This is a genomic window from Pantoea sp. X-Soil-ISGK-355 (assembly GCF_059730805.1).
Genome location: NZ_AP035971.1, coordinates 2,095,532 through 2,112,652, shown reverse-complemented (window position 1 = coordinate 2,112,652; position 17,121 = coordinate 2,095,532). Strand labels below are relative to the sequence as shown.

Sequence of the window (17,121 nt, the reverse complement as noted above, 5' to 3'; positions counted from 1 at the left end):
GGTTCAGAATGTGCTATGATGCGCACAATTATTTTATTGAATCAGCTGGTTATCCCGGCTTGCAGGGCGCTGCTTCTCGCAGCGACACCGTCTGAGTAAGGTACGTCACTATTATGTCATCTCCCGATACTTCCCCACTGGCAGCGCTCTGGCCACGGCTCGACGGTGTAATGCTGCGCGATCGCCAGCGTCTGCAGCGCCGCTTGCAGGGTGCCAGAAAAGCTAAAAATTCCGAGGCACAGCAGGGCATTGCCCGTGAGCTGGAGCAGGAATTTATTGCTGCTGAACAGCGCGTGGCCCAGCGCCACGCGGCTACGCCAGCCATTACCTTTCCGGACAATCTGCCGGTCAGTCAGAAACAGCAGGATATTGCCGCCGCGATTCGCAACCATCAGGTAGTGATTGTTGCGGGTGAAACCGGCTCAGGTAAAACCACGCAGCTGCCGAAAATCTGTCTGGCGCTGGGACGCGGTATCACGGGTCTGATTGGTCATACGCAACCGCGCCGTCTGGCTGCGCGCACCGTGGCGAACCGTATTGCTGATGAGCTCAGCACCTCACTGGGTGGCTGTGTCGGCTATAAAGTGCGGTTTAACGACCAGGTCAGCGAACTGACGCAGATTAAACTGATGACCGACGGGATCCTGCTGGCGGAGATCCAGCAGGATCGCCTGCTGATGCAATATGACACCATCATCATTGATGAGGCGCACGAGCGCAGCCTGAATATCGATTTCCTGCTCGGTTATCTGCGTGAGCTGCTGCCGCGCCGCCCCGATCTGAAAGTGATTATCACCTCGGCGACCATCGATCCGCAGCGCTTCTCGCGGCACTTCAACAACGCGCCGGTGATTGAAGTCTCCGGCCGGACTTATCCGGTCGAAGTGCGCTACCGGCCGGTGGTTGAAGAAGCGGATGATGGCGATCGCGATCAGCTGCAGGCGATTTTTGATGCGGTGGATGAACTGGGACGCGAGAGTCGCGGCGATATCCTGATCTTCATGAGCGGTGAGCGCGAAATCCGTGATACCGCCGATGCGCTGAACAAACGCGACCTGCCGCACACCGAAGTGCTGCCGCTCTATGCGCGACTGTCGAACGCGGAACAGAACCGGGTATTTCAGTCGCACAGTGGCCGTCGCATCGTGCTGGCGACCAACGTCGCGGAAACCTCACTGACGGTCCCGGGCATCAAATATGTCATCGATCCTGGCACGGCGCGTATCAGTCGCTACAGCTTCCGCACCAAGGTGCAGCGCCTGCCGATTGAGCCGATATCGCAGGCCTCCGCTAACCAGCGAAAAGGGCGTTGCGGCCGTGTTTCGGACGGTATCTGTATTCGCCTCTACTCGGAAGATGACTTCCTGAGCCGTCCGGCTTTTACCGATCCGGAAATCCTGCGCACCAACCTGGCGTCGGTGATCCTGCAGATGACCTCACTGGGACTAGGCGATATCGCCGCCTTCCCGTTTGTGGAAGCGCCCGATAAGCGCAATATTCAGGATGGCATCCGCCTGCTGGAAGAGCTGGGCGCGCTGACCCTGAATGAGGAGAGCGGACACTACAAACTCACCGGGTCCGGGCGTCAGCTGGCACAGCTGCCGGTCGATCCGCGTCTGGCGCGGATGGTGCTGGAAGCGCAGAAATTTGGCTGCGTACGTGAAGTGATGATCATCACTGCCGGTCTGTCGATCCAGGACCCGCGCGAGCGCCCGGCAGAGAAAAAGCAGGCGTCCGATGAGAAGCACCGGCGCTTTGCCGACAAAGATTCCGACTTCCTCGCCTATGTGAACCTGTGGAACTACCTGGCGGAGCAGCAGAAAGCGCTGTCCGGCAACCTCTTCCGTCGCCAGTGCAAAAGTGACTTCCTGAACTATCTGCGGGTGCGGGAATGGCAGGATATTTATACCCAGCTGCGGCAGGTAGTGCGCGAACTGGGCATTTCGGTTAACAGCGAGCCGGCTGAACTGCAGCCTGTTCACTGCGCGCTGCTCAGCGGTCTGCTGTCACATATCGGCCAGAAGGACACCGACAAGCAGGAGTACACCGGTGCACGCAATACCCGCTTTTCGATTTTCCCCGGCTCCGGGTTGTTTAAAAAACCGCCGAAATGGACCATGGTGGCAGAACTGGTCGAGACCAGCCGCCTGTGGGGCCGCACTGCGGGTCGCATTGAACCGGAGTGGATTGAACCGCTGGCGCAGCATTTGATTAAACGCAGCTACAGTGAACCGCACTGGGAGAAATCGCAGGGCGCGGTAATGGCTGCCGAGAAGGTTACGCTCTATGGTCTGCCCATTGTCGCCGCGCGCAAGGTGAACTATGGAAGCATTGATCCCACTCTGAGTCGTGAGCTGTTTATCCGTCACGCGCTGGTGGAGGGCGACTGGCAGACCCGACATGCTTTCTTCCGTGCTAACCAGAAGCTGCGCAGTGAAGTCGAAGATCTGGAACACAAATCCCGCCGTCGCGATATTCTGGTAGATGACGAAACGCTGTTTGCTTTTTATGACCAGCGCATTGGCAAAGAGGTTGTTTCAGCGAAGCATTTCGACAGTTGGTGGAAAAAGGCCAGCCGTGAAAACGCGGAGCTGCTGAACTTCGACAAACAGATGCTGATCAAAGAGGGCGCGGATAAGGTCAGCCAGCTTGATTATCCTAACTTCTGGCATCAGGGCAACCTTAAACTGAAGCTGAGTTACCAGTTCGAGCCGGGGGCCGATGCGGATGGCGTGACGGTACATATTCCGCTGCCGCTGTTGAATCAGATTGAAGATAGCGGTTTTGAATGGCAAATCCCGGGCGTACGTCGTGAGCTCATCATCGCGCTGATTAAGTCACTGCCCAAGCCGCTGCGCCGCAACCTGGTGCCGGCACCCAACTACGCCGAGGCGTTCCTGGGGCGTGTCAACGCAATGGAGATGCCGCTGCTCGATGCGCTGTCGCGTGAGTTTCGCCGCATGACTGGTGTCACGCTGGAGCGGGAAAACTGGCAGTGGGAACAGGTGCCCGATCATCTGAAAATGACCTTCCGTGTGCTGGATGAGCACAACCGCAAACTGCTGGAAGGCAAAGATCTCACCGCGCTCAAGGCACAGCTGAAAGGCAAAGTGCAGGAGACGCTATCGAAAGTGGCAGATGACGGGCTGGAGCAGAGTGGTCTGCATATCTGGAGCTTTGGTGAACTGCCGCGCAGCTACGAACAGAAGCGCGGTAGCTATCAGGTCAAAGCCTGGCCTGCGCTGGTCGATGAGAAAGAGAGCGTCGCCATTCGCCTGTTTGACAGCGAGCAGGAGCAGCAGAAAATGATGTGGCGCGGTCAGCGTCGTCTGCTGCTGCTGAATGTGCCGTCACCCGTTAAATATCTGCACGAGAAGCTGCCGAACAAAGCCAAGCTCGGACTTTACTTCAACCCTTATGGCAAAGTGCTGGAGCTGATTGATGACTGCATCGCCTGCGGCATCGACAAACTGATGGATGAAGCGGGCGGTCCGGCCTGGGATCAGACCTCATTTGAGCAGTTGCGTGACAAAGTTCGCGGCGAACTCAATGAGACTGTAGTGACCATTGCGAAGCAGGTTGAACAGATCCTGACGGCCGTCTTCAACATCAATAAGCGTCTGAAGGGCCGGGTCGATATGACGATGGCGCTGGCGTTGTCCGACATCAAGGCACAATTAAGTGGCCTGGTCTACCGCGGCTTTGTCACCGGAAACGGCTGGCAGCGGCTGGCGGATACGCTGCGTTACCTGCATGGCATTGAGCGTCGGCTGGAAAAACTGCCTGCCGATCCACACAGCGATCGTGCGCGCATGTTAAAAGTGCAGGCAGTGGAACAGGCGTATCAGGCGTGGCGTAACAAATTGCCGCCGCAGCGTCAGGATGATGAAGAGGTGCAGAATATCCGCTGGATGATTGAAGAGCTGCGTATCAGCTTCTTTGCTCAGCAGTTGGGTACGCCGTACCCCATCTCAGATAAGCGAATTCTGCAGACAATGGAGCAGATAGCAGGATAAAAGCCAGGATGCGTGCCTTAACAGGCACGCATCAACAGTGAAGGGTTGGGAAGGCTACTGCGCGAGAGATTCCAGCTTATCTTTAAACGAGGTGACCGAAATCGCGCGATTGTCAGCCAGATAGCGATCTTTCGCTGCCGGTGCTGAGCTTTGTACCGCGATTAACTGCCAGCCTTTATCGCTTTTGAGCAGCAGCGGTGAACCACTGTCGCCCGGCAGGGTGTCACACTGATGCGACAGCACGGCACGCTGCGCCCAGCCGGTAATCAGGCAATCACTGTGAGAATAGAGCGTATCCAGATGATCGGCCGGATAGCCTGCCTGCGTCACTTTGCGTCCGGTCAGCTTCAGCGCCGCAGTAAGGTCGCTGCGTGAGCCATCGAACAATGGAATCGGCGTAATTGCAGAGGGCGGATTGCGTAAAATCACGATGCCATAATCATAGGGCGCAGCACTGCTCGGCACGATCCAGCCTTCACCATCCGCTTTTAATTTTGACGCCAGCGAGGGTTCAACGCGCGCATCAATATCATGAAGCTCGTAACGCCAGCCTTTATCACTGGCCATAAATCGCAGTGCCACCGGCTTATCGAAATTACCCGGTGGAGAGAGCAGACAGTGTCCGGCCGTCAGCGCCAGATGCGGAGAGATGAGCGTGACAGTACAGAGGTTGCCGCTTTCGGTTTCCAGCTGACCAATGGCATCCCAGGGGGCAGCGGTAATATCGGTGATTGCCTGGCGATGATCCTTGCCGAAGAACAGCATCTTAATTTCAGCAGGAGTAGGCGAGTCATCGTCATCATCGGCGTGAACCGTGGTGGCAAAGCTGAAGAGTCCAACCATTAACAGGGTAGCCAGGCGCATAGAAATCTCAATGGCGACAAAAATTAACGTTATTGTTATTACGTAAGTACGGTAACTATAGTCGGTGAGCGTTGAAAAAGGGAGTTTTATTGGTTAATCAGTACGCTACAGCGGCTAAATAAAAAAGCTGGCTGCAACAATGCCACACAGGATCATAACAAGCAGAATAATTTCGAAGCGATAGCGACGCACTATTTCATCCACTCTCGTCATTTCATCCACTCCAGTAAAGAAACACCCGGCATAACCGGGTGTTTTTAATTATCATCTCGTGGCCGTGCGCTGAAGGCGACCTTAGTTTTTAGCTGCTGGTTTCACAACTTTTTTGTGGTGAACTTTTTTAGCGGCCTGCGCTTTCTGAGCAGGTTTTACCACTTTTTTGTGGTGCACTTTTTTAGCAGCCTGGGCTTTCTGAGCAGCTGGCTGAGTTACTTTTTTATGGTGAACTTTTTTAGCAGCCTGGGCTTTCTGAGCGGCTGGTTTAGTTGCTTTTTTATGGTGAACTTTTTTAGCCGCCTGCGCTTTCTGTGCAGCAGGTTTTACCGCTTTCTTGTGGTGCACTTTTTTAGCCGCCTGCGCTTTCTGCGCGGCATCTTTTTTCACTGCTTTTTTGTGGTGTTTCTTAGCAGCCTGGGCTTTCTGAGCTGCTTTATGGTGTTTCTTGTGCGCAGTTTTGTGAACGGTTTTAGCCGGTGCTGCAGCGGTAGTTGTTGTTGCGGCTGGCGCAGCAGCTGGAGCAGCTGTGGTGTCAGCAGCGAAAGCAACAGAAGACATACCCATAGCAGCGGCGACAACCAGTGCAAATAATTTTTTCATTGCAAATCCCTCGGAGACTGTTTTTTCATGTGTAGCCCACTGCGGGGCCGGTGAAGAGACTATAGGGAAATCAATGAACGGTGTCCGTGGGTGTTTGGTATCGGCGTGTAACCGATTGTACAAAGGCGGAAAAGGGCGGTCAGCAGACCGCCCGGAAGCTTAGCTATTCAGGTAGCGTTGTTCAAGATGCTGGCGGAAGAGAGCCGGATTCAGCGCTTCGCCGGTAGCATTGATCAGCAACTGGTCGGTGGAGAAACGGCTGCCGTGCTGCCAGATGTTCTGTTGCAGCCAGTCAAATACCGGCTGCAGTTCACCATGCTGAATCAGCTCGCTGAGTTGAGGGATGGCCTTCTGAACTGACCGGAACAGCTGTGCGGCATACATCGCGCCCAGCGTATAGGTCGGGAAGTAACCAAATGCGCCGTCGGTCCAGTGGATATCCTGCATACAGCCATCGCGATAATTACCCCGGGTATCCAGACCCAGTGACTGCATCATCTTCTCATCCCACAGCGCCGGGATGTCCTCAACCTCAATCTCGCCTTCAATTAGCGCCTGCTCGATTTCATAGCGCAGAATGACATGCGCCGGGTAGCTCAGTTCATCTGCGTCAACCCGGATCAGGCCGGGTTTCACCTGCTGGGTCAGGCGCACGAAATTATCCGCCTGCAGAGCGGGCTGATCGCCAAAGGTAGCGATCACCTGCGGCAAAATGCGCTGCAGGAATTCGCGGCTGCGACCCAGCTGCATCTCCATAAACAGGCTTTGTGATTCGTGAATAGCCGTGGAGCGCGCCAGCGCCACTGGCTGACCGCGCCACTGCTGCGGCAGATTCTGCTCATAGCGGGCATGACCGGTTTCGTGAATCACGCCCATCATGGCGCTGAGAAATTCATTCTCGTTGTAACGGGTGGTGATGCGCACATCTTCCGGGACGCCGCCACAGAAGGGATGCGCACTGATGTCGAGGCGGCCATGGTTAAAGTCGAAACCCAGCGTCTCCATAATGCTCAGACCGAGCTGGCGCTGCGCTGGAACGGCGAACGGCCCGTGCGGCGTGATAAATGACTGCTGTGCCTGTTTATCCACGACTTGTTGCAGCAGATCGGGCAGCCAGGTTTTCAGCTCGCCAAAGGTTTCATCCAGTCGGGCGCGGGTCATACCCGGCTCATAGAGATCCAGCAGCGCATCGTAACGCGAACAGCCACGGGCGTCAGCGCGGCGCTGGGCCTCTTCGCGGCTCAGTCGTACGACTTCTTTGAGGTTGGCGGCAAAGCCCTGCCAGTCGTTGGCGGGACGCTGAGTGCGCCATGCATGTTCACATACGGAACCGGCGATCGATTTGGCTTCAACAAAATCATCAGGGAGCAGGGTGGCCTGCTGATATGCGCGCTGCATCTCGTTGAGGTTGGCCCGCTCGACATCGTTCAGCGACTGCTGCTCGGCGGCTTTAAGCCACTCGCCGACCTGTGGGGCGGTCAGGATCTGGTGCTGCAATACGCTCATTTCGGCCAGCGCTTCACCACGCGCCTGACTGCCGCCAGGTGGCATGGTGGTTTGCATGTCACAGCCAGCGATGGCCGTGACGTGACTGAAACGGGAAAGGCGCTGGAACGTTTTGGTAAGTTGTTGATACGCTGAGGTCACGTAAGACTCCTTGTGGATTTTAACGCAGCGGAATTTCACGCAAGGTTAGATCAACCGGCCAGCAAAAGCGAACGCTGGCACCGCCCAGCGGGCTGGACTCAATGGTTACGTTGCCGCTGAGTGCCTGGGCAATGGAGTGAACAATGGCCAGGCCCAGTCCGCAGCCGCCTGTGGCGCGATCGCGGCTGGGATCAAGCCGGACAAAAGGTTCGAAAACCCGTTCACGTTCGTCGGTCGGAATGCCCGGGCCGTCATCTTCAACCTGCAGACAACCGACCGGACCGTCGAACCATAAACTGACGCGCAGTCGCTGCTGCGCATAACGCAGCGCGTTGTTCACCAGGTTATCCAGCACCCGCTCCATCAATCGGGTGTCAGAAATGCCGATGTTTTCACGCTGCGGCAGATCAAGGTCGAGTCGCATGTCCGGGTTGATGGTGCGGAAATCGTCCAGCCGCTCGCTCAGCCAGCTGGCCAGATCCAGCGATTTAAGATTCAGATCGACGCGCGGCCGGTCAAGACGCGCATAGGTCAGCAGCTCCTCAATCAGGCTTTCAAGCTGGCCGATGTCGCGATTCAGCGCCACCCGTTCGCCATCCGTAAGGTTATCGCTCATCTCCAGCCGGTAGCGCAGGCGTACCAGCGGCGTTCTCAGCTCATGGGCAATACCGTCAATCAGCTGCTTCTTGCTGGCGACCAGCGTGTTGATGTTCTCGGCCATCTGGTTAAAGGCGATACCCAGCCGGAACAGACTGGAGGTGCTGTCGAAATGGGTACGTACATCCAGTTCGCCCCGGCCAAAGCGCTGTGCCGCTTTTTCCAGGCGCTGCATCTCCTGCCAGTGCGGGCGGAGCCAGATAAACACCGGCAGCGCCAGCGACATGCCAATAAACACCAGCAGAGCAATATCCAGCAGTCGCATCTGGTGCAGATAAAAGAGATAGGGAATCGGCCCCACCGATAAGACATAGTGGCTGCGCGGAATATGCTGCAGAAAGGTGTATTGATCGTCGAGCGCCACGATCTCGCCTGCCCGTAACCGCCGCATGTTGGTCTCATCGAGCTGATATTTGTTCATCGGCTCAATGTGCAGGTCGAACGACAGGCCGAGATCAAGACTCTTGATGGTTTTGTTCCAGTCACGCGGCGGGATCTCACGCAGTTCGCTGCGGATCAGGTAGAGCGAGCTGGCCATCAGATCATTCATCGACTGCCGGCCCGCGCGCTCAGCGGTGAACTTATAGACCAGACCCACCAGCAGCGCCATGACCAGAAAGCAGACAAACAGCAGCAGATAGAACTGAATAAAAAGCTTTCTCATAATTCGCGCGTATCCCAGGCCTGGGGTGCGAACAGATAGCCTTTATTGCGGATGGTTTTAATGCGGAACGGCTCGGTGGCACTGTCGTGGAGCTTTTTACGCAGCCTGGAGATGGCCACGTCGATACTGCGGTCCAGGCCGTCATAACTGACGCCACGCAATGTTTTCAGCAGTGCATCACGGTTAAGCGTCTGACCTGCATGGCTGGCGAGAACCCACAGCAGATCGAAATCCGCAGTGGAGAGGGCGATCTGCTCGTCAAACAGCGTCACCTGACGGTTCAGGGCATCAATGGTCAGCGAGCCAAAACGCAGCATACGATTCGCGGCAGGCGCAGCAGGCGCATCTTCCGGCTGCCCATGCTGGGACTGGCGCAGATGCAGGCGCAGGCGGGCCAGCAGCACAGCGGGTGGTGTGGTTTTCAGGATGTAATCCTGCGCACCCATCTCCAGGGCCAGAATATGGTTCATGTCGCTGTCCAGTGAGGTAAGCAACACGATTGGTCCCTGCCAGTTGGCCCGCAGGTCGCGACAGATGGTCATGCCATCTTTGCCCGGCAACATGATATCCAGCATCACCAGGTCGGGCTGCTGTTCGGCGATGACCGCTTCAGCACGGTCGCCGCGTGTTTCAACAATGACTTCAATATCGTGACGGCCAAGATAGGCCGCAATCAGCGAACCCACTTCGGGTTCATCTTCTACATAAACAATTTTGTTCATAGTTCACAGGGCAGAGTCAGGGATGAATGAAAGCATATCTTTTCCTGGTCCTGAGCTCTACGTTATCGCACGAAATATCCGTGGCTTGCTGGTATATAACCGGCAAAATGTGCAATCATTAGCGCGGCCTTTTTGCGCCAGGTTTGGGATATTGATGATTACCATGAGGAGCGTTAGTGTGTCTGATAAAGAGCTGGCATCAGCCATATACCCTGACCGCATCTGCTTCAATTACAGTGACTTTCTTTCCGCTTCCTGCAAAAAGCGCTGGAGCTTCGTCGATGCTATTTATGGTGTGATGCCGATATTTGGCATGGTGACACGTAAATCGGCACACCGTTTACAGGGCAGTGACGACCCGTTAAAAGAATTAGCATTACAAATCATTTCCACTCAGGTTAGCGACGAAATTAATATCGCGCGCCTGATTACTCTCGCAGAACAACAGCATATTAGTCGCTTTGATATCCAGCTCCCTTATCCGCTTTCGGCGGAGCAGCTGGATGCCATCCACTATGAGTATGCGAAGCCGCTGAACCTCACACAGCAGGATGACCTGCTGTGTGTATCCATTCCAGTGCAGGCACACTGAGACCCCTTTTTATCGGGCGTTAAGTCGTCAGCTCCCACACGGCGGGCAATGTCGCGGCAATCAGCAATCCCATCGCAATGCGCTCCAGCGAGGTCAGCGCAATATCGCCGCGGCCGCCGCGTCGTGCAAACAGAAACAGCAGCAGGCCCGGTGTGTAAAGCACCACTGACATCATCAGGTGCATGGGTCCCGAGGCGTACAACAGCCAGATGCCATACACGCTGGCACCCACACCGATTGCCATCGCCAGCGGCTTATGCTGTCCGCGCACCACTTTGATCAGATATAACCCCACCAGCAGATAGGGCACCAGAATCATCTCCGAGGCGATGGTCAGCAGGTTGTTGTAGTCAGCACCGGTCAGGGCAATCAGGATCAGGCAGAGCTGAATACTGCCGTTGGTCAGCCACAGCGAGGCAGCTGGCGCGTTATGGCGGTTCTGCCGGGCGATACTGCGGGGAAAAGCACCCTGTTGCGCGGCAATCAGCGGCACTTCCGCGGCCATAATCGTCCAGCTCAGATAGGCACCGCACACGGAAACAATCAGACCCACCGCAATCACCGCATCGCCCCAGTGCCCCATCAGTCGGGTCATTAATCCGGCCATTGACGGGTTACGCATTTCAGCCAGTTCAGCACGCGGCACCACGCCAAGCGACAGCAGTGTCACCAGCAGATAGACCAGCAGCGCAGCCAGCACGGCGAATAAGGTTGCGCGGCCCACATCCTTTTTCTGGCGTGCACGGGCAGAGACGACCACAGCACCTTCAACCCCGATAAAGACCCACAGGGTAATCAGCATAGTCTGCTTAACCTGCTCCCAGAGCGGTTTTCCCAGCGTGACACCGGAAAAATCGAAGCGGAAACGATCATAGTTGAACGCCATCACCGCCAGTACAATAAACAGCAGCAGCGGCACCAGCTTGCCCAGCGTCGCCATCAGATTGATGCTGGCCGCGGTCTGCACGCCGCGCAGTACCAGCCAGTGAACCAGCCACAGCAGCACGGACGCACCCAGCATCGCCTGCCAGGTATTGCCATCACCAAAGATAATCCGGTCGGGTGTATCGGTGAAGAAGCTCAGGGCAGAGAAGACAATCACCAGATAGGAGACATTGGCGATTACGGCGCATAGCCAGTAGCCCCAGGCGGAACAGAAGCCCATCAGTTCGCCGAACCCGGCGCGTGCATAGGTAAAGATGCCGCCGTCCAGTTCGGGCTTAAGGCGGGTCAGCAGCAGCATCGCCAGCGACAGAAAAATAATGCCGACACCGGTAATCAGCCACCCCAGCAGCAGCGCGGCCGGACCGGCCACTGCGGCCATGTTTTGCGGCAGACTGAACACGCCTGCGCCCAGCATTGAGCTGAGCACCAGCGCCGTCAGCGCACCGAGACCTAATTTTTTCTCCAAAACTACCTTCCCGCTAGCATATATGGCTGGGTAAATCGGATTCTGTCGCTGGGTTATGTCACACCAAAGGCAGAATACAGGGACAATATCCGGTAAACAGGCGGAGGATTTTACGGAGAGTGGCAGGGGATGGCAATGCGTGACTATGCAAAACAGCGCAGGAATTATGCAAACAGCAGGGCGGCGGGTGCCGCCCTGGAGGGATTACTTAAACAGGTCAGCCGTAACGGTCAGGTTGCCGCCACTCTGGTTCTGCCACTGACGGGTGACGTGGTAGAACTTGGCACCTTTATCGGCTGCACGCTTTGCCACTTCTTCTGAAATCGCCGTTGGTGTACCGAAGTGCCCGGTGAAGGTGACGGTATCAAACGGCTGCATCTGCGCGGCAGTGATTGCGTTCACTTCCTGTACGGATTTACCGTTTGGTAGATTGACGGTATAGCGCTTGCCGGTAGAGCTTTGGGTTTCGAAGAAACGGCCCACTTTGTTGCTTGGCGTTTCAGACGAGGCCACGCCTGGAATTTCGACGTTAGCCGCCGCAGCGCCACCGGTAGCCAGAGCGGCTTTACCCGCTTCTGAATCGGCAGGAATCGCATTCGGTGTCTGCACCTTGCGTTCTTTAGCATCCGCTTTATAAACATAGGCGGTGACATACTGATTGCCGCCGCTGTTGGCATCGATCTGGCGAACGATAAAGAAGGAGGCCGCGCCTTTCTGTTTAGCCGCTTTTGAAATCGCGTCGTTCACATCCGGCTGGCTGGCAAAGAAGCCGCTGACCGAAACGGTATCGAACGGTTCAAGCTTATACGCTTCTGCTTTTGGCAGTTCATTGACGCCATTGAAACGACGGTAGGTCGTGGACTGGGTGGCTGCCGGGGCATCAGCTTTATAGAGGTCAGCCGTAACGCGCCAGTTACCGCTGTTGCCGTTGCTGTCGTTGATCGCCTGGATGTAATAAGAGGCAGCGCCCATCTGATCTGCACGCTTAGAGACCGCATCGGCTGCGTCGCCAATTGCGTTGAAACGACCGGTGATATTAATACGTTCGAATGGCTTCAGCGCGGCCGCTTTTTCTGGCGTTAACTCCTGCGCAGCGAATGCATTGGCTGCCAGCAGAGACAACAGAGTGGACGCCAGAATAGTGTTCTTCAGCTTCATAAAAATAATCCTTCGCCTTACGCAAAAATGAGTACGAAAACGTGCTGGACTCTTGATGTATAACAGATTAGCCGCTGATTATTGCATGTTATAAACAGACTGTCGCAGCGATTTTTTGTGTCAGATCGCGTTATTCAACCATGATTTTTTCATTTGTTTGTCATCAAACACAGTTATGGCGTGTTTTCGTGCGGGTTACCATTAAAAGCGGTAACTGTTAGCGCTTAAACAGTTAATGCATTGTTAAATAAAGGTTTTTATTGAAGGTTAATTCGGCCGGGCACAATTTATTCTGGCAGATTATCTGCTTGCAGGACTGTTTCGCAGTGGGATTACGCAGCTTTTTTAGCAGAATCCTGAATAATCATGTGAATGTCACTACTCTGCGTAGCTGCTCTGGATCGCTCGTCACATTTTAAGTAGGTTATAAACACTTTGAAATACATGCATTCCGACTATAAGTCGCTGAAACGCTGTTTTAGCTGCGATGTCGTCATGCAGATCCGGGCCATCATCCTTAACCGATGAAAGGAAACACTATGTTAATTGGAATCCCCAAGGAAAGGTTGCCAAACGAGTCGCGCGTGGCTGCCACGCCAAAGACCGTGGAACAACTCATTAAGCTGGGTTTCAGCGTCACCCTGGAGCATGACGCCGGTCAACGCGCCAGCTTTGATGATGAAAGCTACAGAGCAGCAGGTGCCACACTCTGCGACCAGAAACAGGTATGGCAGTCCGATATCGTTCTGAAGGTGAATGCACCGGATGAGGATGAGATTGCGCTCACCCGGGCGGGCAGCACGCTGGTCAGCTTTATCTGGCCTGCACAGAATCCCGACCTGCTTTCAAAGCTGGCTGCGCGTCAGGTCACCGTCATGGCAATGGACTCGGTACCGCGTATTTCGCGGGCGCAGTCGCTGGATGCTTTGAGCTCGATGGCGAACATTGCCGGTTATCGCGCTATCGTCGAAGCCGCCCATGAATTTGGACGCTTCTTTACCGGTCAGATCACCGCCGCCGGAAAAGTGCCACCGGCCAAAGTTATGGTGATTGGGGCCGGTGTGGCAGGGCTGGCCGCGATCGGTGCAGCGGGCAGTCTGGGCGCGATTGTCCGGGCCTTTGATACCCGCCCTGAAGTTAAAGAGCAGGTGCAGAGTATGGGTGCCGAATTCCTTGAACTCGATTTCGAAGAGGAAGCGGGCAGTGGCGATGGTTACGCTAAAGTCATGTCCGAGGCGTTCATTAAAGCGGAGATGGCACTGTTTGCCAGCCAGGCTAAAGAGGTGGACATCATTGTCACCACGGCGCTGATCCCAGGTAAACCGGCACCGAAACTGATCACCGAAGAGATGATCGCCAGCATGAAACCAGGCAGCGTAATTGTTGATCTGGCGGCGCAGACCGGCGGCAACTGTGCGCTGACCGTCGCTGATCAGGTGACCGTAACGCCTAACGGCGTGAAAATTATCGGTTATACCGATCTGCCCAGCCGTCTCGCAACTCAATCTTCCCAGCTTTACGGCACCAACCTTGTCAATCTGATTAAGCTGCTGTGTAAAGAGAAAAATGGCGAAATCCAGGTCGATTTCGACGATGTAGTGGTGCGGGGCGTGACTGTCGTGCGTGAGGGTGAAGTCACCTGGCCAGCACCGCCGATTCAGGTCTCTGCTGCGCCACAGGCTAAACCGGCAGCCCAGAAACCCGCAGAGAAGGCTGAAGCAAAGCCTGTGTCTCCGTGGCGTAACTACCTGCTGATCGCACTGGCTGTCGTGCTGTTTGGCTGCCTCGCAAACGTAGCGCCAGCTGAGTTCCTCTCCCACTTTACCGTGTTCGCGCTCGCCTGTGTAGTGGGTTATTACGTGGTCTGGAACGTCAGTCACGCGCTGCATACGCCGCTGATGTCCGTTACCAACGCCATCTCCGGCATTATCGTCATCGGTGCGGTACTGCAGATGGGCCACGGTGGCTGGGTCACCTTTATCTCCTTTATTGCCGTGCTGATTGCCAGCATCAATATCTTTGGTGGCTTTACCGTCACCCAGCGCATGCTGAAAATGTTTCGTAAGGGGTAACACATGTCTGGCGGATTAGTCACTGCAGCCTATATTGTGGCTGCAATTCTTTTCATCTGTAGCCTTGCGGGTCTCTCGCGTCACGAGACCTCAAAGCGCGGGAATATTTTTGGTATCAGCGGCATGGCGATTGCGCTGGTTGCCACCATCTTTGGCCCGGACAGCGGAAATGTCGTCTGGATCCTGCTGGCGATGGTCATTGGCGGCGCTATCGGGATTCGTCTGGCGAAGAAAGTCGAAATGACAGAAATGCCGGAGCTGGTCGCGATTCTGCACAGCTTTGTCGGCCTGGCCGCTGTGCTGGTCGGCATCAACAGTTACATCGACCACGCGCCTGGCCTGCCAGCCGTGATGGAGAATATCCATCTGAGCGAAGTGTTTATCGGTATCTTTATTGGTGCTGTCACCTTCACCGGTTCGCTGGTAGCGTTTGGCAAGCTGTGCGGCAAAATCTCTTCAAAACCGCTGGCGTTACCGCATCGTCACGAGCTGAATCTGCTGGCGCTGGTCGTCTCGTTCCTGCTGCTGCTGTGGTTTGTTAACACCAGCAGCACGGGTGCTCAGGTGTTTGCACTGCTCCTGATGACAGTGATTGCGCTGGCGTTTGGCTGGCATCTGGTTGCCTCTATCGGCGGCGCGGACATGCCGGTTGTGGTGTCGATGCTGAACTCCTATTCAGGCTGGGCCGCTGCCGCTGCCGGTTTTATGCTGAGCAACGATCTGCTGATTGTAACCGGTGCACTGGTGGGGTCGTCGGGTGCGATTCTCTCCTACATCATGTGCAAAGCGATGAACCGTTCGTTCATCAGCGTGATTGCGGGCGGGTTTGGCACGGAAGTCAGCAGCGGCGATGACAGTCAGGAAGCGGGCGAGCATCGTGAAATCACAGCTGAAGAAACCGCAGAGATGCTCAAGGCATCCAGCTCGGTGATTATTACCCCTGGCTACGGTATGGCAGTGGCGCAGGCGCAGTACCCGGTTGCGGAAATTACTGCCCGACTGCGTGCACTCGGCATCAACGTGCGCTTCGGCATTCATCCGGTGGCAGGGCGTCTGCCGGGTCACATGAACGTGCTGCTGGCCGAGGCCAAAGTACCTTATGACGTGGTGCTGGAGATGGATGAGATCAATGACGATTTCAGCGACACCGACACGGTGCTGGTTATCGGTGCCAATGACACGGTTAACCCGGCGGCGCAGGATGACCCCCGCAGCCCGATTGCGGGCATGCCGGTACTGGAAGTGTGGAAAGCGCACAATGTCGTGGTGTTTAAACGCTCAATGAACACCGGTTATGCTGGCGTACAGAATCCGCTGTTCTTCAAAGAGAATAGTCAGATGCTGTTTGGCGATGCCAAAGCCAGCGTGGAAGCCATTCTCAAAGCGCTGTAATAAAAAAAGGGCGGCTAATCCGCCGCCCGTCCTCTATCAGGGGAGAATCAATCCTCCTCATCCTCTTCATCATCCAGGTCAATCGGCGATTTGAAATCGTCAGGCTTGAGCGCCAGCAGATCGCAGCGCAGATGATCAATCACCTGTTCCGCCGTATTACCCAGGAAGGCTGCCGACAGGCCGGTACGTCCTATGGTACCCAACACCACCACACCAGCACCCAGATGCGCCGCCAGATCCGGGATGACTTCTTCCGGCAGGCCTTTAGCCACATGGGTGAACTCTTCACCAATCGAGAACTTCTGCCGCAGCGCTTTCATCGCCACCAGATGCTGACCACGAATCGCATCGTTATAAACGCTGGGATCAAAGTCCGGCAGTTCGATAGCGATGTTGATAGGCGTAATCGGATAAGCGCCGACCAGGTGCACCTCGGTCTGATTCACTTTTTCTGCCAGTTTCACCGTTTCACGAATCAGCTTCTGATTCAGGCCATCGTGATGTGGCTCTTCACTGGCAAGATTGACCGCGACAATAGCTTTACCGCCTTCCGGCCACGGCTGATCTTTGACCATCCAGACCGGACACGGGCATTTACGCAGCAGATGCCAGTCAGTCGGGGTGAAGATCACGGATTCAAGACGATCATGCTGATGAGCCATCTTCAGCACCAGGTCATGCTGATGGGCAAGCACTTCCTGAATGATGGCCTCAAAAGGACGGTTGTGCCAGATCACTTTGATGTCAATTTCGACACCGGCATCCAGATAAGCGCGGGCCTGCTCACGGATCCATTCAGTGCGCTGGCTGATGACGCCCTGGCGCATTGATGCGCGTTCGTCAGGCGAAAGCAGGGTGGTCATCTCGTATGAGAAATCATAGATAGGCAGAAAGGCTTTGATCCTTCCGCCAATGCGTTGATTCAGATAGACCGCACGTCGCAGCGCGGGCTGATCGTCTTGCTGGGCATCAATGGCGACCAGAATATTTTGGTACTGGGACATGAGGCGTTCTCCTTAAACCAGAGCGACTGGAATAAAGATAGCCTATGTTGCACAGCGGAAGAAGGGAAAAAGTTACTGCCGGATCAACAAAATAAGATTTATTGAT

13 protein-coding genes are annotated in these 17,121 nt (G+C 55.4%); 4 read left to right on the top strand and 9 right to left on the bottom strand.

What is annotated here, in order from left to right:
* Positions 1–113: 113 nt before the first annotated feature.
* On the top strand, positions 114–4,016 hold the full coding sequence (hrpA, locus tag AC6I8J_RS09755; RefSeq protein WP_260058258.1) for an ATP-dependent RNA helicase HrpA: 3,903 nt from the start codon (positions 114–116) through the stop codon (positions 4,014–4,016).
* Positions 4,017–4,070: 54 nt separating this feature from the next.
* Here hrpA and AC6I8J_RS09750 read toward each other — a convergent pair whose 3' ends face one another.
* The 6 genes from AC6I8J_RS09750 to rstA form a co-directional block, all read right to left on the bottom strand.
* Positions 4,071–4,880 (bottom strand): trypsin-like serine peptidase, encoded by an 810-nt coding sequence (locus AC6I8J_RS09750; protein ID WP_497825320.1) that lies wholly within the window; start codon positions 4,878–4,880, stop codon positions 4,071–4,073.
* A gap of 114 nt (positions 4,881–4,994) precedes the next feature.
* Complete coding sequence (gene ydgU / locus AC6I8J_RS09745) at positions 4,995–5,093, bottom strand: small membrane protein YdgU (protein WP_008925242.1); 99 nt, start codon at positions 5,091–5,093, stop codon at positions 4,995–4,997.
* An 81-nt stretch (positions 5,094–5,174) separates the two neighbouring features.
* Complete coding sequence (asr, locus tag AC6I8J_RS09740) at positions 5,175–5,696, bottom strand: acid resistance repetitive basic protein Asr (protein ID WP_161735186.1); 522 nt, start codon at positions 5,694–5,696, stop codon at positions 5,175–5,177.
* Positions 5,697–5,855: 159 nt separating this feature from the next.
* On the bottom strand, positions 5,856–7,343 hold the full coding sequence (locus AC6I8J_RS09735; protein ID WP_497825319.1) for a carboxypeptidase M32: 1,488 nt from the start codon (positions 7,341–7,343) through the stop codon (positions 5,856–5,858).
* Positions 7,344–7,362: 19 nt separating this feature from the next.
* On the bottom strand, positions 7,363–8,664 hold the full coding sequence (gene rstB, locus AC6I8J_RS09730; RefSeq protein ID WP_497825318.1) for a two-component system sensor histidine kinase RstB: 1,302 nt from the start codon (positions 8,662–8,664) through the stop codon (positions 7,363–7,365).
* Positions 8,661–9,386: a two-component system response regulator RstA gene (rstA, locus tag AC6I8J_RS09725; RefSeq protein WP_013357953.1), complete on the bottom strand. Its 726-nt coding sequence runs from the start codon at positions 9,384–9,386 to the stop codon at positions 8,661–8,663. Before rstA ends, rstB begins: the two co-directional genes overlap by 4 nt.
* Positions 9,387–9,564: 178 nt before the next feature.
* On the opposite strand from rstA, the gene AC6I8J_RS09720 reads away from it, so the two are divergent.
* Positions 9,565–9,978 (top strand): hypothetical protein, encoded by a 414-nt coding sequence (locus tag AC6I8J_RS09720; RefSeq protein ID WP_161735178.1) that lies wholly within the window; start codon positions 9,565–9,567, stop codon positions 9,976–9,978.
* A 19-nt stretch (positions 9,979–9,997) separates the two neighbouring features.
* On the opposite strand, the gene AC6I8J_RS09715 is transcribed toward AC6I8J_RS09720, so the two are convergent.
* A complete protein-coding gene (locus AC6I8J_RS09715; protein WP_222925438.1) occupies positions 9,998–11,389 on the bottom strand; it encodes a basic amino acid/polyamine antiporter in 1,392 nt (463 codons plus the stop codon).
* A 204-nt stretch (positions 11,390–11,593) separates the two neighbouring features.
* Positions 11,594–12,547 carry a DUF1471 family protein YdgH gene (ydgH, locus tag AC6I8J_RS09710; protein ID WP_061062532.1) on the bottom strand — a complete coding sequence of 318 codons (954 nt, stop codon included), beginning with the start codon at positions 12,545–12,547 and terminating at the stop codon, positions 11,594–11,596.
* A 539-nt stretch (positions 12,548–13,086) separates the two neighbouring features.
* On the opposite strand from ydgH, the gene pntA reads away from it, so the two are divergent.
* Positions 13,087–14,619: a Re/Si-specific NAD(P)(+) transhydrogenase subunit alpha gene (gene pntA / locus AC6I8J_RS09705; protein ID WP_161735172.1), complete on the top strand. Its 1,533-nt coding sequence runs from the start codon at positions 13,087–13,089 to the stop codon at positions 14,617–14,619.
* Positions 14,620–14,622: 3 nt separating this feature from the next.
* The gene (pntB, locus tag AC6I8J_RS09700; RefSeq protein WP_285085742.1) at positions 14,623–16,011 is read left to right on the top strand and encodes a Re/Si-specific NAD(P)(+) transhydrogenase subunit beta; all 1,389 of its coding nucleotides are present in this window, start codon (positions 14,623–14,625) and stop codon (positions 16,009–16,011) included.
* Positions 16,012–16,058: 47 nt separating this feature from the next.
* On the opposite strand, the gene uspE is transcribed toward pntB, so the two are convergent.
* Entirely contained in the window at positions 16,059–17,015 is a 957-nt protein-coding gene (gene uspE / locus AC6I8J_RS09695) for a universal stress protein UspE (protein WP_013357947.1), read from the bottom strand.
* Positions 17,016–17,121: the final 106 nt, after the last annotated feature.

Excerpts from the sequence above, each read along its gene's own strand:
- hrpA (WP_260058258.1), top strand. The coding sequence starts at position 114 with ATGTCATCTCCCGATACTTCCCCACTGGCAGCGCTCTGGCCACGGCTC.
- AC6I8J_RS09750 (WP_497825320.1), bottom strand. The coding sequence starts at position 4,880 with ATGCGCCTGGCTACCCTGTTAATGGTTGGACTCTTCAGCTTTGCCACC.
- ydgU (WP_008925242.1), bottom strand. The coding sequence starts at position 5,093 with ATGACGAGAGTGGATGAAATAGTGCGTCGCTATCGCTTCGAAATTATT.
- asr (WP_161735186.1), bottom strand. The coding sequence starts at position 5,696 with ATGAAAAAATTATTTGCACTGGTTGTCGCCGCTGCTATGGGTATGTCT.
- rstB (WP_497825318.1), bottom strand. The coding sequence starts at position 8,664 with ATGAGAAAGCTTTTTATTCAGTTCTATCTGCTGCTGTTTGTCTGCTTT.
- rstA (WP_013357953.1), bottom strand. The coding sequence starts at position 9,386 with ATGAACAAAATTGTTTATGTAGAAGATGAACCCGAAGTGGGTTCGCTG.
- ydgH (WP_061062532.1), bottom strand. The coding sequence starts at position 12,547 with ATGAAGCTGAAGAACACTATTCTGGCGTCCACTCTGTTGTCTCTGCTG.
- pntA (WP_161735172.1), top strand. The coding sequence starts at position 13,087 with ATGTTAATTGGAATCCCCAAGGAAAGGTTGCCAAACGAGTCGCGCGTG.
- pntB (WP_285085742.1), top strand. The coding sequence starts at position 14,623 with ATGTCTGGCGGATTAGTCACTGCAGCCTATATTGTGGCTGCAATTCTT.
- uspE (WP_013357947.1), bottom strand. The coding sequence starts at position 17,015 with ATGTCCCAGTACCAAAATATTCTGGTCGCCATTGATGCCCAGCAAGAC.